Here is a 14,233-nt window from a genome sequence, read left to right on the forward strand (position 1 = left end):
GAGGAGTGCCCCCATGAAGCTCGTGACGTTCGATGACGGTAAGGTCGGCAGGCTCGAAGGGGACACCGTCGTCGAGCTCGACGTCCCCTCGACGCGAGAGTTCTTCGAGCGCGGGGGCCAGGTCGGCGAGACGGGCGCCACGCATGCCCTTGCCGACGTCACGTTGCGCGCGCCGATCGTGCCGAAGAAGTTCTTCCACACTGCCGGCAACTTCTCCGACCACCACGAGGAGCTCCAGGCCGTCGACTGGAGCCACCCGGTCCACAAGGGCATCGTCTTCTTCCAGAACGTGGACGCGATCATCGGCCCGGACGAGGCGATCGTGTACCCCGAGGGTCTGACCAAGGAACTCGACTACGAGCTCGAGCTCGGCATCGTCATCGGCAAGAGCGGCAAGTTCTTCGGGCCCGAGGAGGCAGAGGACTACATCGCCGGCTACCTCGTCTTCAACGACATCACCGCCCGCGACATCCAGCGTCGCGAGATGCAGTCGGGTGTGTTCTCGTTCTCCAAGGCGATCGACACGTTCTGCCCGATCGGGCCGTGGATCGTGACGAAGGACGAGCTGCCCGACCCGCAGAACCTCGCCATGGAGCTGCGCGTCAACGGGGAGGTCCGCCAGGCCGGCAACACGTCCAAGATGCTCATCGACATCCCGCACCTCGTCGCCCACCACTCGGCCCAGGGTTACAGCGCGGGCGACATCATCACGACCGGCACCATCTCCGGCGTCGCGGCGATCCAGCCCAACCCGTTCGACTTCTACCTCCAGGTCGGCGACAAGGTCGAGGCCGAGATCGAGGGCGTCGGCGTCCTGCGCAACCACGTGATCGCGTGGCGGGACCGCCACGACACCGAGCCCTACACGACCGACCTCTACGCCGACCACGAGGACTGAGCGTGCGGTTCGGGACACTCGACGGGCGCTTCGTCCTCGTCCGCGGCGACGACCCGCAGGTCGAGGTCCTCGACGTGGCCACCGCCTCCGGCGGGGACCTGCCTGCCGACGCGGTCGGCGCCCTCGCCCAGTGGGATGACGTATGCCGGTGGGCCGCCACCGCGGACTGGTCCGGTGCCGCTCCGGTGGCAGTGGGTCGGCTGGGGGCGCCCGTCCCGATGCCTCGTCAGGTCTTCGCGGTGGCATTGAACTACCGGCCGCATGCGGCCGAGGCCGGCTACCAGCCGCCTGAGGAGCCGTTGCTGTTCACGAAGTTCCCGACCTGCATCACGGGGTCCGACGTCGAGGTGGCGCTGCCGCCCGGCAACGTCGACTGGGAGATCGAGGTCGTGGTCGTCATCGGGTCGGGCGGGTACCGGATTCCCCGCGCGCAGGGCTGGGCCGCCGTCGCCGGGGTGACCGTGGGACAGGACCTGTCGGAGCGCCTCCAGCAGCTCCGTGGGACGCCTCCGCAGTTCTCGCTCGCCAAGTCCCACCCGGGGTTCGGTCCCACCGGCCCATGGGCCGTGACCCCCGATGCGCTGCCCGACCGGGACGACCTCGGCTTCGAGTCGCGCCTGGGCGACGAGGTCCTCCAGAGCGGTCGGACGAGTGAGCTCATCTTCCCCGTCGACGACCTCGTGGCCCGGATCTCCTCGGTGTGCCCGTTGCTGCCGGGGGACCTCATCTTCACTGGCACCCCTGCCGGGGTCGGGAACCGCAGGACCCCGCCTCGCTTCCTGCAGGCCGGCGAGGAGCTGGTGAGCTCGGTCGAGGGCATCGGCCAGATCCGGCAGCGTTTCGTCTGAGTCTGTTGGACAGCACCGATGCTCGGGCGGTGGCTGGCCAGTCTTGACATGCTGGACGGACCTGAGCACACTTTGGTAGGAATGAAATCAACTTTCACGATGTGATAATGGAGTCACCATGAGTCGGACGATCTTCACCGGCGGGCAGGTCTTCGACGGGACCGGGGTGCCGGCCTTCCCCGGGGAGGTCGTCGTCGAGGGCGACCGGATCGTCGATGTCCGACAGGGCCACCACCCGGATCACCACGACGGCGCCGAGGTCGTGGACGTGGCGGGCCGGACGGTCATGCCCGGCATGATCGAGAGCCACGCCCACCTCACCTTCCCCTCCGCGGTCGGGCACATCGACCCGTCGTTCAACCCGCCGCTCGACGTGTCGTTCTTCCACCACATCGAGGGCTTCGAGTCCGAGCTGGCCCGCACCGAGCGCAACGCGAAGATCGTGCTCGACGCGGGCTTCACCTCTGCATACTCCGCCGGGTCGCTCCTCCCGATGCCGGTCGAGCCGGTCGTCCGCGACAAGATCCGCGGCGGGGTGATCCCGGGGCCGCGGATGCTGGCGGCGGCAGCGGAGCGCGACAACCACCCGCAACGCCCCGACGGCCACGTCGAGCCCGACTGGACCGGTCCCGACGCCTGCGCGCGGTGGGTGCGCGAGCAGGCGGCGATGGGCTTCGACAGCGTGAAGTTCCTCGTGAGCAACGACGACGTCTTCGTCCCCGGCGGCAGCCACATGACGCAGTACGACGCCGACGAGCTCAACGCCGCCGGCGAAGCCGCCCGTGAGGTCGGCGTGTGGCTCAACGGCCACTGCCAGTCACCCGAGTCGGTCAAGCTCGCTGTCCGCGCAGGCTTCCGCTCGATCTACCACTGCACGTACGCCGATGAGGAGGGCCTGGACCTGCTCGAGGCCAACAAGGACTTCCTGTTCGTCAGCCCTGCGCCCGGCATCATCTACGCCAACGTCCACGAGGGGGCCGAGTTCGGGATCACCACCGAGGTTGCCCAGCAGATGGGCTCCGTCGACGCGCTCGCGGGGATGCAGGCGATCTACCCCGCGATCCGCAAGCGCGGCATCCGGGCCCTCATCGGTGGCGACTACGGCTTCCCCAACAACCCGATCGGGCGCAACGCCCGCGACCTCGGGCTGTTCGTCACCGAGCTGGGCTACTCACCCGCCGAGGCCCTCGTCGCGGCCACCCAGTACGGCGGTCAGCTGATGGGCATGGGTGACGAGCTCGGGCTGCTCAAGCAGGGCTACCTCGCCGACCTGCTCGTCGTGAACGGCGACCCGACCGTCGACGTGACGATCCTCGAGGACGCCGACAACCTCGTGTGCATCGTGCAGGGCGGACGGTTCCACAAGCGCTCGCCGGAGGTGGCGGCCGTCTCGTGACCGAGGTCCAGATCCGCCGGGACGTCGTGTATGCCGGCCTGCCCGGCTTCCGACCGCTGGCGCTCGACGTCTACGCGCCGCGGTCGCCGCGGCTGATCTGTCTCTACCTGCACGGAGGCGGCTGGCGGGTGGGATCGCGACGGGCCGGCCCCGGGCCACTGTCGCCCACGTCGGGCCGGCTCTTCGAGCGCATGGCCGGCAGCGGCGTCGCGATCGTCAGTGCCGACTACCGGCTCAGCGGCGAGGCGCAGTTCCCGGCCCAGCCCACGGACGTCGCGGCAGCCTGGGACTACGTCGTCGCCAACCGGGACGGGCTCGGCCTCGGTGACCTGCCCATGGCGGCGTTCGGGGTCAGCGCCGGCGGTCACCTGGCCGCCTTGCACGCTCTGCGTGGGCAGGCTGCACCGCCCGTCAGCTCCGTCGCGCTCTGGTACCCGGTCACCGACCTGCTGGCGATGCCCGACGACCAGGCGGAGGTGGGGGGCGACGCCGACCGCGGCCCGGGCTCGCGTGAGGCGATGCTCCTCGGCGGACCGCCGGCCGACGTCCCCGAGCTGGCTCGGGAGGCGAGCCCCGTCAGTCACGTCCGCCCTGGCGCACCGCCCTTCCTCCTGGTCCACGGTGACGCGGATCTGGCTGTGCCACAACGGCAGAGCGCCCGGCTGGCCGAGGCGCTCCTGGCCGCTGGCGGGACCGCCGACCTCGTCACCGTGCCCGGGCAGGGGCACATGTTCCCGACCCTCCGGGCCCACGAGGTCGAGGCGCTGGTCGACCGGACGACTGACTTCCTGCTGTCCCACGCCGGCTGACCCTGAGGACTCTCATGCCGATCGACCCCCACTACACCCGCAGGTTCCACCTCATCGACGGCATCGCTTCCTGGCCTGAGGCCTTCGGTGATCCCGCGTCGAGGGGGCGCTTCGAGCAGTTCATGGCGCAGGGCCGGACCGACTACGTCCCACCGGCGGTGGAATCTGAGGCGGTCGAGGCGCCTGGACCGCATGGTCCGGTTCCGATGCGCGTGTACTCATCCGGTGGTGTCGCGCCCGGAACGCCTCGTGCCGGCCTGGTGTGGCTGCACGGTGGCGGCTTCGTCGCCGGAGACCTCGAGATGCCCGAGGCCGATGCCGTGGCCCGTGAGCTGGTCGTCCGGGCCGGTGCAGTGGTGGTCAGCGTCGACTACCGGCTGGTCGACCCGGCCACTGGCGCCAACGCCTTCCCGGTGCCGCTCGACGACGTCCTGGCTGCCTGGCGCTGGGTCGTGGTGCACGCCGACGCCCTCGGTCTCGACGCGCGGCGGGTGGCGATCGGGGGTGCCAGTGCCGGCGCGAACCTGGCCACGGGTGCAGCCATGAGGCTCCGTGACGACGGTGACGAGGTGCGACCGTGCCGACTCCTGCTCGCCTACCCCTGTCTGCACGCCGTTCTCCCGCCGCAGCCCGTCGCCCACGAAGGTGCCATGTCCGACGTGCCGGAACTGTTGCGCTTCCGTCCGGCAGACGTCGAGCGGATCACCCGGGACTACGCCGGCGGTGACATCGCGTCCGTGAGCCCGTACGCCATGCCAGCGGCAGGCGACCCCGCCGGGTTGCCGCCGGTGACCATGGTGAACTCGGAGTACGACGATCTACGCGTGTCCGGTGAGGACTTCGCGCGAATGCTCGCCGAGGCCGGTGTGCAGTGCGATGTCTCCACGGAGCCGGGCGTCCTGCACGGTCACCTCAACGAGTCGCCGCGCGTTGCCGGGACGGAGCGCACGCTCGCCCGGTTCGCCGCGGCGCTGTCGTCCCAGCTGGACCCTGGGTCAGCGGGGCGCCACGTCTGACCAGGCCGAGGTACGACCTGCGGAGGAGGATCGATCAGGACCCGCCGGCCGACCGTCGCATCGCCTGCTCTCGTCGACCTGCCACGCACGAAGGAGACGACCATGGAGTACACCCGTCTTGGCAGCACAGGGCTGCGCATCAGCCGGCTCGCGCTCGGTTGCATGAGCTACGGCGACCCCACGGCCGAAGCAGCGCACCGTTGGGCACTGGACGACGATGCTGCACAACCATTCTTCCGGCAGGCCGTCGAGCTGGGCATCACGTTCTGGGACACCGCGAACGTCTACCAGCACGGCACCTCCGAGGAGGTGGTCGGCAGAGCCATCGGTCGCTACTCCCGACGCGAAGACATCGTCCTCGCGACAAAGGTCTACGGAAAGATGCACGATGGGCCTGGTGGTCGAGGTCTGTCACGCAAGGCCATCCTCGAGCAGCTCGACGCGTCGCTGGGCCGTCTTGGCACCGACTACGTAGATCTGTACCAGATCCACCGCTACGACCCCGACACGCCGGTCGAGGAGACGATGGAGGCCCTGCACGACGTCGTCAAGGCGGGCAAGGTCCGCTACGTCGGCGCCTCGTCCATGTTCGCCTGGCAGTTCGCCAAGCTGCAGCACGCCGCAGACCTGGGGGAATGGACCCGATTCGTGTCCATGCAGAACCAGTACAACCTGCTTCGCCGCCAGGACGAATCAGAGCTGATGGCCATGTGCGCCGACATGGGTGTGGGCTGCGTGCCCTATTCGCCACAAGGCAAGGGGCGGCTTGCCCGCCCGTGGGGACAGCAGTCGCACCGATCCGATGTCGATCACCTCGTCCAGGCCTTCGACTCTCCCTTCGACGAACCGGTCGTCACCGCGGTCGAGGCGGTCGCGAACGCGCGTGGTTTGACGATGGCGCAGGTGGCCTTGGCGTGGGTGTTGCGCAACCCGCTGGTGTCTGCCCCGATCGTCGGTGCCACGAAGGATCACCATCTGCCGGAGGCGGTTGCCGCTTTGGATGTCGAGTTGACCGATGAAGAGGCTCAAACCATGGAGAAGGAGTACACGCCCCAGGGTCCCTCTTGGTACTGACCCCTCGCACCCCCGTCGTCGCCACCTGCGGGTGGAGTTACAGCTGCCGCTCCAAGGCGTCGAGGGTTCGGTAGCAGTCGAGGACGTCGGCGATGGAGGAGTTGGGTTGCCTTCCTTCGCGGATGGCTGACACGAACTCGCGGTCCTGCAGCTCGATGCCGTCCATGGACACGGCCACCTTGCTCACGTCGATCGGCTCGTCCTTGCCCGTGCTGAGGTCGTCGTACCTCGCCAGGTAGGTGCCGGTGTCGCCGATGTAGCGGAAGAAGGTGCCGAACGGGCCGTCGTTGTTGAACGACAAGGACAGGGTGCAGATCGCGCCGCTCTCGGCGCGCAGCTGGATGGACAGGTCCATCGCGATGCCGAGCTCGGGGTGGATCGGGCCCTGGATCGCGTTGGCCTGCACGATGGGCGAGCCGGTCTGGTAGGCGAAGAGGTCCACGGTGTGGGCGGCGTGGTGCCACAGGAGGTGGTCGGTCCACGACCGCGGCTGACCCAGCGCGTTGAGGTTCCGGCGGCGCAGGAAATAGGTCTGCACGTCCATCTGCTGCACGTGGAAGCTGCCGTCCACGACCCGCTGGTGCACCCACTGGTGACTGGGGTTGAACCGGCGGGTGTGGCCCACCATCGCGACCACCCCGGTCTTCTCCTGGAGGTCGGCACACGCTTCCGCCCCAGCCAGCGAGTCGGCGAGCGGGATCTCGACCTGGACGTGCTTGCCGGCCCGCAGGACGGCCTGGGTCTGGTCGGCGTGCATCGGGGTCGGGGTGGCGAGGATGACGGCGTCGACGTCGTCCATCGCGAGGATGTCGTCGAGCGTGGCCACCGCGCGTCCGATGCCGTGCTCGGCCGCGAACGCCTCTCCCGACTCCAGGGAGCTGCTGACGACGGCCGCCACGTCCACGTCGGGGATGCGCTTGAGTCCGTTGACGTGCTTGGCGCCGAAGGCGCCGCCTCCGGCGAGGGCCACTCGGATCGGCTGGTTGGTCATGTCACTCCTGGGTCGGGGTGGCCGGGTCGCTGGCCGGGTCGCTGGCCGGGTGGTTTGCGAGGACCAGGTGGCCGACCGCGGTGTTGGAGGCCGGCACATGGTAGAAGCGGTGGAGGACCTCGGTGCTCCCGGCGCCGGGACCACCGTCATCGGCGACGTCGGCCATCGCGCCGCGGGCGATCAGCCACATGACGAGCTCGATGCCCTCGGACCCGGCCTCCTCGACGTAGTTGAGGTGGCCCACCTCCGACTGCCCCGCCGGGTCCGAGATGAGCCGGTCGAGGAACGCGTTGTCCCACTCCCGGTTGATCAGTCCGGCTCGCGGTCCCTGCAGCTGGTGGCTCATCCCCCCAGTGCCCCAGACCTGGACGCGCAGCGGCCGGTCGTAGGACTCGACGGCACGGCGCAGGGCGCGACCCAGGGCGTAGCACCGGGCGCCGTGCGGGACGGGGTACTGCACGACGTTCACGGCCAGGGGGATCACCTTGCACGGCCACGGCTCATCCGGCGCGCGCTCTCCGAACATGAGCGACAGCGGCACGGTCAGGCCGTGGTCCACTGCCATCTCGTTGACGAGGGTCAGGTCGAAGTCGTCGAGGATGAGCGACTGGGCGAGGTGCGCCGCGAAGTCGGGGTCGCCCTCCACCGGCGGGACCGGTCGCGGCCCGTACCCCTCGTCGGCGACCGGGAAGTGCGGACCGGTCCCGATGACGAAGGTCGGGATGAGGTGCAGGTCGAAGGCCGTCGCGTGGTCGTTGTAGACGAGGATCACGACGTCGGGGGTGTTGTCGGCCATCCACTGACGGGACCACTCGTAACCGTCGAAAACCGCCTTCCAGTAAGGCTCCTCGGTCTTCCCGAGGTCCATCGCCGCACCGATCGCCGGTACGTGCGAGGTGTAGACGCTGGCCGTGATGGTGGGGTGGCCGTCGGCGGCGGTGGACGGCGCGGCATACCCCTCCTCGACGATCCGCGCGGCAAGCGCGTCGCGGATCCGGTTGCCCTCGATCGAACGACCGCCGGCGAGCATCATGTCGCGGTACTCGGCCTCGGTCATGCCCGTCATGGACCCGGCCATCTGCTGGAAGGACAGGCCGAACGTCGCGCCGATCTTGGACAGGAAGTAGATGTTACCGCCGAGCCGGATGCACTCGTTGAGGTCGAGGTCTAGCACCGCCTGCTTCTGCTCGGGCGACAGCTCCCACTCGTCGAGGTAGGCGCCCTGGTCGGCGATGAAGCGGCTGCGGTTCTCCGGCGACATGAGGGACATGCAGAACTGGTTCAGGTGGTAGCCCTTGGCCGACTGGTCGGCGTCGAAGATCGTCGTGCCGGGCACGTCGAGATATGGCTTGTCCATGGTCATGGGGTTGATCCTTCCTCGGGCCAGTAGAGGCGCATCGGGTTGTCGACGAGCAGCGCCCGCTGGAGTTCGGGAGTCGGTGCGATGTGGGGGATGCCGTCGACGAGCAGGCCGTCGTCGGGCATGTGGTCGGTGAGGTTCGGGTGCGGCCAGTCGGTGCCCCACAGCACCCGGTCGGGAAACTCCTCGACGACGCGGCGAGCGAACGGCACGACGTCCCGGTATGCCGTGCGCTCGCCATCGAGGGCGGGTGGCCCGGTCCGCGACAGGCGTTCGGGGCAGGTCACCTTGCACCACACGTCGGGCTTGTCCCGCATGAAGTCCAGGAAACCGGTGAAGCCCGGTCCGTCCGGCGACGCCGCCACGTCGGGCCGGCCCATGTGGTCGACGACGAGGGGCAGGGGGATCGAGGTGAAGAAGTCGCGCAGCTCGGGCAGGTCGGGTGCCTCGAAGTAGATGACGACGTGCCAGCCAAAGGGCGTGATCCGGGAGACGACGTCACGGAGGTCCTCGGGGGAGGGTGTGTCGACCAGCCGCTTGACGTAGTTGAACCGCACGCCGCGCACGCCTGCCTGGTGCAGGTCGGCCAGCTCGGGCTCGGAGATGCCGGGCCGGACCGTGGCCACCCCGCGCGCCCGACCGTCGGCCGCCCGGAGGGCGTCGACCATGGCCCGGTTGTCGGCACCGTGGCAGGTCGCCTGGACGATGACGTTGCGGCTGAAGCCGAGGTGGTCGCGCAGGGCGAAGAGCTGGTCCTTGGAGGCGTCGCAGGGCGTGTACTTGCGTTCGGGCGCAAAGGGAAACTCCGCGCGGGGACCGAACACATGGCAGTGTGCGTCGACCGCGCCGGGGGGCACGACGAAGTGGGGCTTCGTCGGCTCGGCGTACCAGTCGAGCCACCCGGGCGTCTTCGTCGTCGTCTCGCTCATCGGGGCGTCAGTCCTCGTACCGCAGGCCGAGACGGGCGAGCGGCTCACGCATGTCGTAGAGGTCCAACCCCAGTGTCCCGCTGCGGAACTTGGCCCGCTTGCCCTCTTCGTTGGCCTCGCGCCTGCCCGCCTCGGCAGCGACCTCGGAGGCCCTCGCCGCGGGCACGACGACCACCCCGTCGACGTCGGCCACGACGACGTCGCCGGGGTTGACGAGGGCGTTGGCGCACACGACCGGGATGTTGACCGAACCCAGGGTGGCCTTGATCGTGCCCTTGGCGTTGATGGCCCGACTGAACACGGGGAAGTCCATCTTCTCGAGGTCCTCAACGTCCCGGACGCCACCGTCGATGACCAGCCCGGCGCACCCACGACTACGCAGCGAGGTGGCGAGCAGCTCGCCGAAGAAGCCGTCCTCGCTCTCGGTCGTGCAGCCCGCAACCAGGACGTCTCCCTCCTGGACCTGCTCAGCCGCGACGTGGAGCATCCAGTTGTCGCCGGGTTGCAGGAGCACTGTCACGGCAGGGCCACAGAGTTTCGCGCCGCGGTAGACGGGCCGGAGGTAGGGCCGCATCAGGCCGACCCGGCCCATGGCCTCGTGGACGGTCGCGACACCGTAGGCCGACAGGGCCCGCACCGCGTCCGCGTCGGCCCGCTCGATCCTGGTGTGCACGACACCGAGCTCGGTCCCGCTCATGGGGTCTCCTCCTCTGTGCTCATGTCAGCGTCCCTGCTCACGCAGCCGCGCGTCCAGGCGCGGGTAGACACGTCGCGCGTTCGCGGCATACACGTCCTCGCGGTGGGCATCGGTGAGGTGGGGTGTCGCGTCGACGTATCGCCTGGTGTCGTCGAAGTAGGCGCCGGTGCGGGGATCGATGTCGCGGACGGCCCCGATCATCTCGCTCGCGAACAGGATGGCGCTGGTGGGGATGACGTTCGTCAGCAGGTCGATGCCGGGCTGGTGGTACACGCAGGTGTCGAAGAAGACGTTGGCCAGCAACGTTTCCGGGTCAGGCCGCTTCAGCGCCATGGCCAGGCCCCGGAACCGGCCCCAGTGGTAGGGGACCGCGCCACCGCCGTGCGGGATGACCAGTCGCAGGGTGGGGAAGTCGGCGAACAGGTCGCCCTGGAGGAGCTGCATGAACGCCGTGGTGTCGGCATTCAGGTAGTGCGCTCCCGTCGTGTGGAACCCGGGGTTGCAGGAGGTGCTGACGTGCACCATGGCCGGGACGTCCAGCTCGACCAGCGCCTCGTAGATCGGGTACCAGGACCGGTCGGTCAGCGGTGGGCTGTCCCAGTGGCCACCGGACGGGTCGGGGTTGAGGTTGACCGTGACGGCGCCGAGCTCCTCGACCGCACGACGCAGCTCGGGCACCGACGTCGCCGGGTCGACCCCGGGCGACTGTGGCAGCATCGCCCCCATCACGAACCGCTCCGGATAGAGCGTGCTGACCCGGTGGCAGAGGTCGTTGCAGATCCGCGCCCAGGTCGAGGAGACGTCGAAGTCGCCGATGTGGTGCGCCATGAAGCTCGCGCGCGGCGAGAAGATCGTCACGTCGATGCCGCGCTCGTCCATGAGCCGCAGCTGGTTGGCCTCGATGCTGGCGCGGATCTCGTCGTCGGTGATCCGCAGTGCCGCCGGGTCCGGCGCGTTGTCGGGGTGGCCGATCGCGGAGACCTGCGCGTTGCGCCAGGCCTCAAGCGGCGCCGGCGCCGTCGTGTAGTGCCCGTGGCAGTCGATGATCACGAGTCCAGCCTCGCATCCGAGAATGCTCCGGAGAGGCAGCCTTCCGTCTGACGGAAGGCCTCTGTGGCGGGCCGGGAGGTGCACCTAGCGTGGTCCTCGTGCTGACCCTGCGAGGGCTTTCGTCGATGGCCACCCGCGACGTCCTCGCCGCGTTGACGGCTGAGGGCGACCTCGGGTTGAGCCAGCTCGTCGTGCAGTCGGCCGGAGGCGTCGAGGTGGCGCGACGCCTCCGGGAAGGCGAGCAGGCCGACGTCGCGGTGCTGGGGGGCGACGCGATCGAGGCGCTCGCTCGCGACGGCCTCGTCGACCGCCACACGATCGTGCCGTTGTTCGTCTCCGACGTCGTGGTCGGCGTCCCGGAGGGCGCTCCCGTGCCGGACGTCAGCAGCGTGGAGTCGTTGGTTGCCGCCCTTCTTGCCTCACGGCGAATCGGCTACTCCACCGGGCCCAGTGGCTCCGCGCTGGTGGGCCTGGTGGACACGTGGGGCCTCACCGAGCGGCTCGCGGACAGGTGGGTCCAGGCACCTCCGGGTATGCCGGTTGCCCGGCTGCTCGCCGACGGCGCCACCGATCTCGGCTTCCAGCAACGCAGTGAGCTCGCGGCCGCACCTGGCGTCACCGTGGTCGGCCCGATGCCGCCCGGTGCGGAGATCGTCACGACCTTCACCGGGGCGGTGCCGACCGCGTCGGAGCATCCGACGGAGGCGCTGGCCGCACTGGTCCGGCTCGCCGCCCCTGAGACGTACGAGATCGTCAGGCGTCATGCCCTTGCCCCTGCCGGTTGATCCCGTCGACTGACGTCAGGAGTCAGTGCCCTGACGAGTCACTGCCGTGAGGAGTCATTGGGCCACCCCGCGTACTGCTCGGCCAGGTAGGTCCGACCGGCGCGCGTGGAGACGACGTTGTCCAGCTCACCCAGCTGTCGGCGGAGGTCGAAGGCGCTGGCACCGGGCGCCGTGTGCAGCATCTGGGTCATCCAGTACGAGAAGTTCTGTGCCCTCCAGACCCGGTTGAGCGCCCGCGGCTCGTAGTCGTCGAGCGCGTCGAGTCCTGCGCTGCCGAGCGCACGCGGGATCACCTCGGCCAGCACCTTCACGTCGTGGAGGGCAAGGTTGAGGCCGCGGGCTCCGGTCGGCGGAACGGTGTGCGCCGCATCGCCCGCCAGCACCATCGACCCCCACCGCATGGGTTGCTGCACAAAGGATCTGAAGCGCAGCACGGTCTTCTCGATGACCGGGCCCTCGACGAGCGAGAAGCCGTCGGCGCCAGCAACGCGCGACTGCAGGGTCTCCCAGATCCGCTCGTCGCTCCACGCCTCGGTGTCCTCCTCGGGGTCGCACTGGAAGTACATGCGCTGCACGAGGTCGGTGCGTTGGCTGATCAGCGCGAAGCCGTGCTCGGAGTGGGCGTAGACGAGCTCGGGTGCGCTCTTCGGCGCTGCGGCGAGGATCCCGAACCACGCGAACGGGTACTCACGGAAGTACTGGGTGCGGCTCGCCTCGGGGATGAGCGAACGACACATCGACCGTGAGCCGTCGGCACCGACGACCACCCTGGCGCGCACCTCGTGGCGCCCACCGTCCGCACTCGTGAAGCGCAGCGTCGGTCGGTCGCCGTCGATCCCGCTGACCTCCGGGTCGGTCACGCCGTAGTGGACCGTGCCACCGTCCCGGTCCCGGGCGTTGGCGAGGTCGATGAAGACGTCCGTCTGGGGATAGAGCCAGACCGACCCGCCGACGAGCTCCCGGAAGTCGATGCGGTGGGCCCGGCCGGCGAAACGCAGCTCGGTCCCGTCGTGCTCGTGCCCGTCCCGCAGGATCCGGTCCGAGACGCCCGTATCGACGAGGTCGCGAGCGGCGCCGGCCTCGAGGATCCCGGCGCGGTGCGTGCCTTCGATCTCTGCCCTGGTGCGAAGGTCGATGTTCACGCAGGCGATGCCTGCCCTGCCCAGCCGGTGCGCGAGCATCAACCCGGCCGGCCCGGCTCCGACGATGGCGACGGGCTCGTCGAGGACGCTGTCGACGGGCGTTGTCGGAGCGGATTCCACCCGGGTCTCCTCGGGTCGGTGGGAGGGGTGCCAGTCGGCGGCTGGGGGGCCGCTCGCTGGTTGACGAGTCCAGCATCGCCGGTTGCCCCGTGCCGCCACAGGCAACTTCCGTCAGGTGGAAGGGCTATCGCTGCGCGGAGATCATGACGTCGGTTGTCGCGGGGCTGCCCGCTCGACGGCCCAGCTCGACCGAGATGGCGTTGGCAGCGGCAACCACGGGCTGGCGGAGGTGGCGCACCGCAGCAGCGGTCTTGCCCAGCACCACGATCCCGATGGCGGCATGGACGGGACCTCCGGCGCCGATCCGGACCGGGGCGGCCAACCCCACGGTGTGGTCGGACAGCTGGCGGTCGTTCACGGCGTACCCATGTCGTCGCACGGACGCCAGCATGGCGCGCAGGCGACGCGGGTCCGTGACCGTGAACTCGGTATGTCGGGGCAACGGCTGGGACAGGACGGCGTCACGGATGTCGGTCGGGGCGAAGGCGAGCAGCACCAGGCCCACGCCCGTCGACGGCAGGGGGAAGCGGGTGCCCACCATCGTCTTCAGCTCGACGGACCGGTGGCCGGCGATGCGCTCGACGAACGTGAGCTCGGTGCCCTCGCGCACGGCGAGCTGGATGTTCTCGTGGGTGACCTCGTAGAGGTCCTGGAGGTAGGGGAGGGCCACCTCGCGCAGGATCTGGCCGCGCGGACACAGGGAGCCCACTTCCCACAGGCGCAAGCCGATGTGCCACCTTCCCTCGTCGTCACGCTCGAGGGCCCCCCAGTCCGCGAGCTCGGCGACGATGCGGTGTGCGGTGCTGAGAGGGAGCCCGGTCCGGCGGGCGATCTGGGACAGGGTCAGCTGGGCGTGGTCGCGTCCGAACGTGGACAGGACCGCCAGGGCCTTGCCGCCCGCGGTCAGCCCTTCGCGTGCCATGAGCCGATCCTGTCACCCTCGACGGCGCCGCGTCCGTTCGGCCCATGAGCGAGTGGGCCGTTTGGTTGACCTCCGCGGGGGCTGGCGCATGACCGCCATCACATTCCCGCCAACCGTCGTCACGACGAGCGGGCCCAAGAGTCTGCCAGTCATAGGGATAACCACGTGCCGTGGCCAGATGGGCGCCGCACGATTC

Annotated in this window: 14 protein-coding genes; 7 read left to right on the top strand and 7 right to left on the bottom strand. The window is 69.6% G+C overall.

The window, feature by feature from the left end:
- Positions 1-13: 13 nt before the first annotated feature.
- The 6 genes from AC1DWP_RS14850 to AC1DWP_RS14875 all read left to right on the top strand — a co-directional run bounded on the left by AC1DWP_RS14850 (position 14) and on the right by AC1DWP_RS14875 (position 6,041).
- Positions 14-898, top strand: coding sequence for a fumarylacetoacetate hydrolase family protein (locus AC1DWP_RS14850; RefSeq protein WP_477615246.1), 885 nt, complete (start codon positions 14-16; stop codon positions 896-898).
- A gap of 2 nt (positions 899-900) precedes the next feature.
- Positions 901-1,746: a fumarylacetoacetate hydrolase family protein gene (locus AC1DWP_RS14855; protein WP_477615247.1), complete on the top strand. Its 846-nt coding sequence runs from the start codon at positions 901-903 to the stop codon at positions 1,744-1,746.
- Between the two features lie 118 nt (positions 1,747-1,864).
- Positions 1,865-3,142 (top strand): amidohydrolase family protein, encoded by a 1,278-nt coding sequence (locus AC1DWP_RS14860; RefSeq protein ID WP_477615248.1) that lies wholly within the window; start codon positions 1,865-1,867, stop codon positions 3,140-3,142.
- Positions 3,139-3,951 (top strand): alpha/beta hydrolase fold domain-containing protein, encoded by an 813-nt coding sequence (locus tag AC1DWP_RS14865; protein ID WP_477615249.1) that lies wholly within the window; start codon positions 3,139-3,141, stop codon positions 3,949-3,951. The genes AC1DWP_RS14860 and AC1DWP_RS14865 overlap by 4 nt, the downstream gene beginning before the upstream one ends.
- Positions 3,952-3,965: 14 nt before the next feature.
- Positions 3,966-4,967 carry an alpha/beta hydrolase gene (locus AC1DWP_RS14870; protein ID WP_477615250.1) on the top strand — a complete coding sequence of 334 codons (1,002 nt, stop codon included), beginning with the start codon at positions 3,966-3,968 and terminating at the stop codon, positions 4,965-4,967.
- A 102-nt stretch (positions 4,968-5,069) separates the two neighbouring features.
- Positions 5,070-6,041 (top strand): aldo/keto reductase, encoded by a 972-nt coding sequence (locus AC1DWP_RS14875; RefSeq protein WP_477615251.1) that lies wholly within the window; start codon positions 5,070-5,072, stop codon positions 6,039-6,041.
- A 37-nt stretch (positions 6,042-6,078) separates the two neighbouring features.
- Here the strand turns inward: AC1DWP_RS14875 and AC1DWP_RS14880 are convergent, their stop codons facing one another.
- From AC1DWP_RS14880 to AC1DWP_RS14900, 5 genes are read right to left on the bottom strand one after another with little or no spacing between them, the layout of a single operon-like run.
- Positions 6,079-7,032, bottom strand: a complete 954-nt coding sequence (locus AC1DWP_RS14880; protein WP_477615252.1) for a Gfo/Idh/MocA family oxidoreductase — start codon at positions 7,030-7,032, stop codon at positions 6,079-6,081.
- Between the two features lies 1 nt (position 7,033).
- The gene (ligA, locus tag AC1DWP_RS14885) at positions 7,034-8,395 is read right to left on the bottom strand and encodes a protocatechuate 4,5-dioxygenase subunit alpha (protein WP_477615253.1); all 1,362 of its coding nucleotides are present in this window, start codon (positions 8,393-8,395) and stop codon (positions 7,034-7,036) included.
- Complete coding sequence (locus AC1DWP_RS14890) at positions 8,392-9,321, bottom strand: amidohydrolase family protein (protein ID WP_477615254.1); 930 nt, start codon at positions 9,319-9,321, stop codon at positions 8,392-8,394. Before AC1DWP_RS14890 ends, ligA begins: the two co-directional genes overlap by 4 nt.
- A gap of 7 nt (positions 9,322-9,328) precedes the next feature.
- Positions 9,329-10,018, bottom strand: coding sequence for a 4-carboxy-4-hydroxy-2-oxoadipate aldolase/oxaloacetate decarboxylase (ligK, locus tag AC1DWP_RS14895; RefSeq protein ID WP_477615255.1), 690 nt, complete (start codon positions 10,016-10,018; stop codon positions 9,329-9,331).
- A 24-nt stretch (positions 10,019-10,042) separates the two neighbouring features.
- A complete protein-coding gene (locus AC1DWP_RS14900) occupies positions 10,043-11,068 on the bottom strand; it encodes an amidohydrolase family protein (protein ID WP_477615256.1) in 1,026 nt (341 codons plus the stop codon).
- Positions 11,069-11,166: 98 nt separating this feature from the next.
- Here AC1DWP_RS14900 and AC1DWP_RS14905 point away from each other — a divergent pair, with 98 nt between their 5' ends.
- Entirely contained in the window at positions 11,167-11,853 is a 687-nt protein-coding gene (locus AC1DWP_RS14905) for a substrate-binding domain-containing protein (RefSeq protein ID WP_477615257.1), read from the top strand.
- Between the two features lie 38 nt (positions 11,854-11,891).
- Here AC1DWP_RS14905 and AC1DWP_RS14910 read toward each other — a convergent pair whose 3' ends face one another.
- Positions 11,892-13,115, bottom strand: coding sequence for a 4-hydroxybenzoate 3-monooxygenase (locus AC1DWP_RS14910; protein WP_477615258.1), 1,224 nt, complete (start codon positions 13,113-13,115; stop codon positions 11,892-11,894).
- A 124-nt stretch (positions 13,116-13,239) separates the two neighbouring features.
- Positions 13,240-14,037 carry an IclR family transcriptional regulator gene (locus tag AC1DWP_RS14915; protein ID WP_477615259.1) on the bottom strand — a complete coding sequence of 266 codons (798 nt, stop codon included), beginning with the start codon at positions 14,035-14,037 and terminating at the stop codon, positions 13,240-13,242.
- Between the last annotated feature and the right edge of the window lie 196 nt (positions 14,038-14,233).

Source organism: Pedococcus sp. P2_F6 (assembly GCF_056403675.1).

Coding starts and splice junctions, on each gene's coding strand:
- AC1DWP_RS14850 (WP_477615246.1), top strand. CDS start 14: ATGAAGCTCGTGACGTTCGATGACGGTAAGGTCGGCAGGCTCGAAGGG.
- AC1DWP_RS14860 (WP_477615248.1), top strand. CDS start 1,865: ATGAGTCGGACGATCTTCACCGGCGGGCAGGTCTTCGACGGGACCGGG.
- AC1DWP_RS14870 (WP_477615250.1), top strand. CDS start 3,966: ATGCCGATCGACCCCCACTACACCCGCAGGTTCCACCTCATCGACGGC.
- AC1DWP_RS14875 (WP_477615251.1), top strand. CDS start 5,070: ATGGAGTACACCCGTCTTGGCAGCACAGGGCTGCGCATCAGCCGGCTC.
- AC1DWP_RS14880 (WP_477615252.1), bottom strand. CDS start 7,032: ATGACCAACCAGCCGATCCGAGTGGCCCTCGCCGGAGGCGGCGCCTTC.
- ligA (WP_477615253.1), bottom strand. CDS start 8,395: ATGACCATGGACAAGCCATATCTCGACGTGCCCGGCACGACGATCTTC.
- AC1DWP_RS14890 (WP_477615254.1), bottom strand. CDS start 9,321: ATGAGCGAGACGACGACGAAGACGCCCGGGTGGCTCGACTGGTACGCC.
- ligK (WP_477615255.1), bottom strand. CDS start 10,018: ATGAGCGGGACCGAGCTCGGTGTCGTGCACACCAGGATCGAGCGGGCC.
- AC1DWP_RS14915 (WP_477615259.1), bottom strand. CDS start 14,037: ATGGCACGCGAAGGGCTGACCGCGGGCGGCAAGGCCCTGGCGGTCCTG.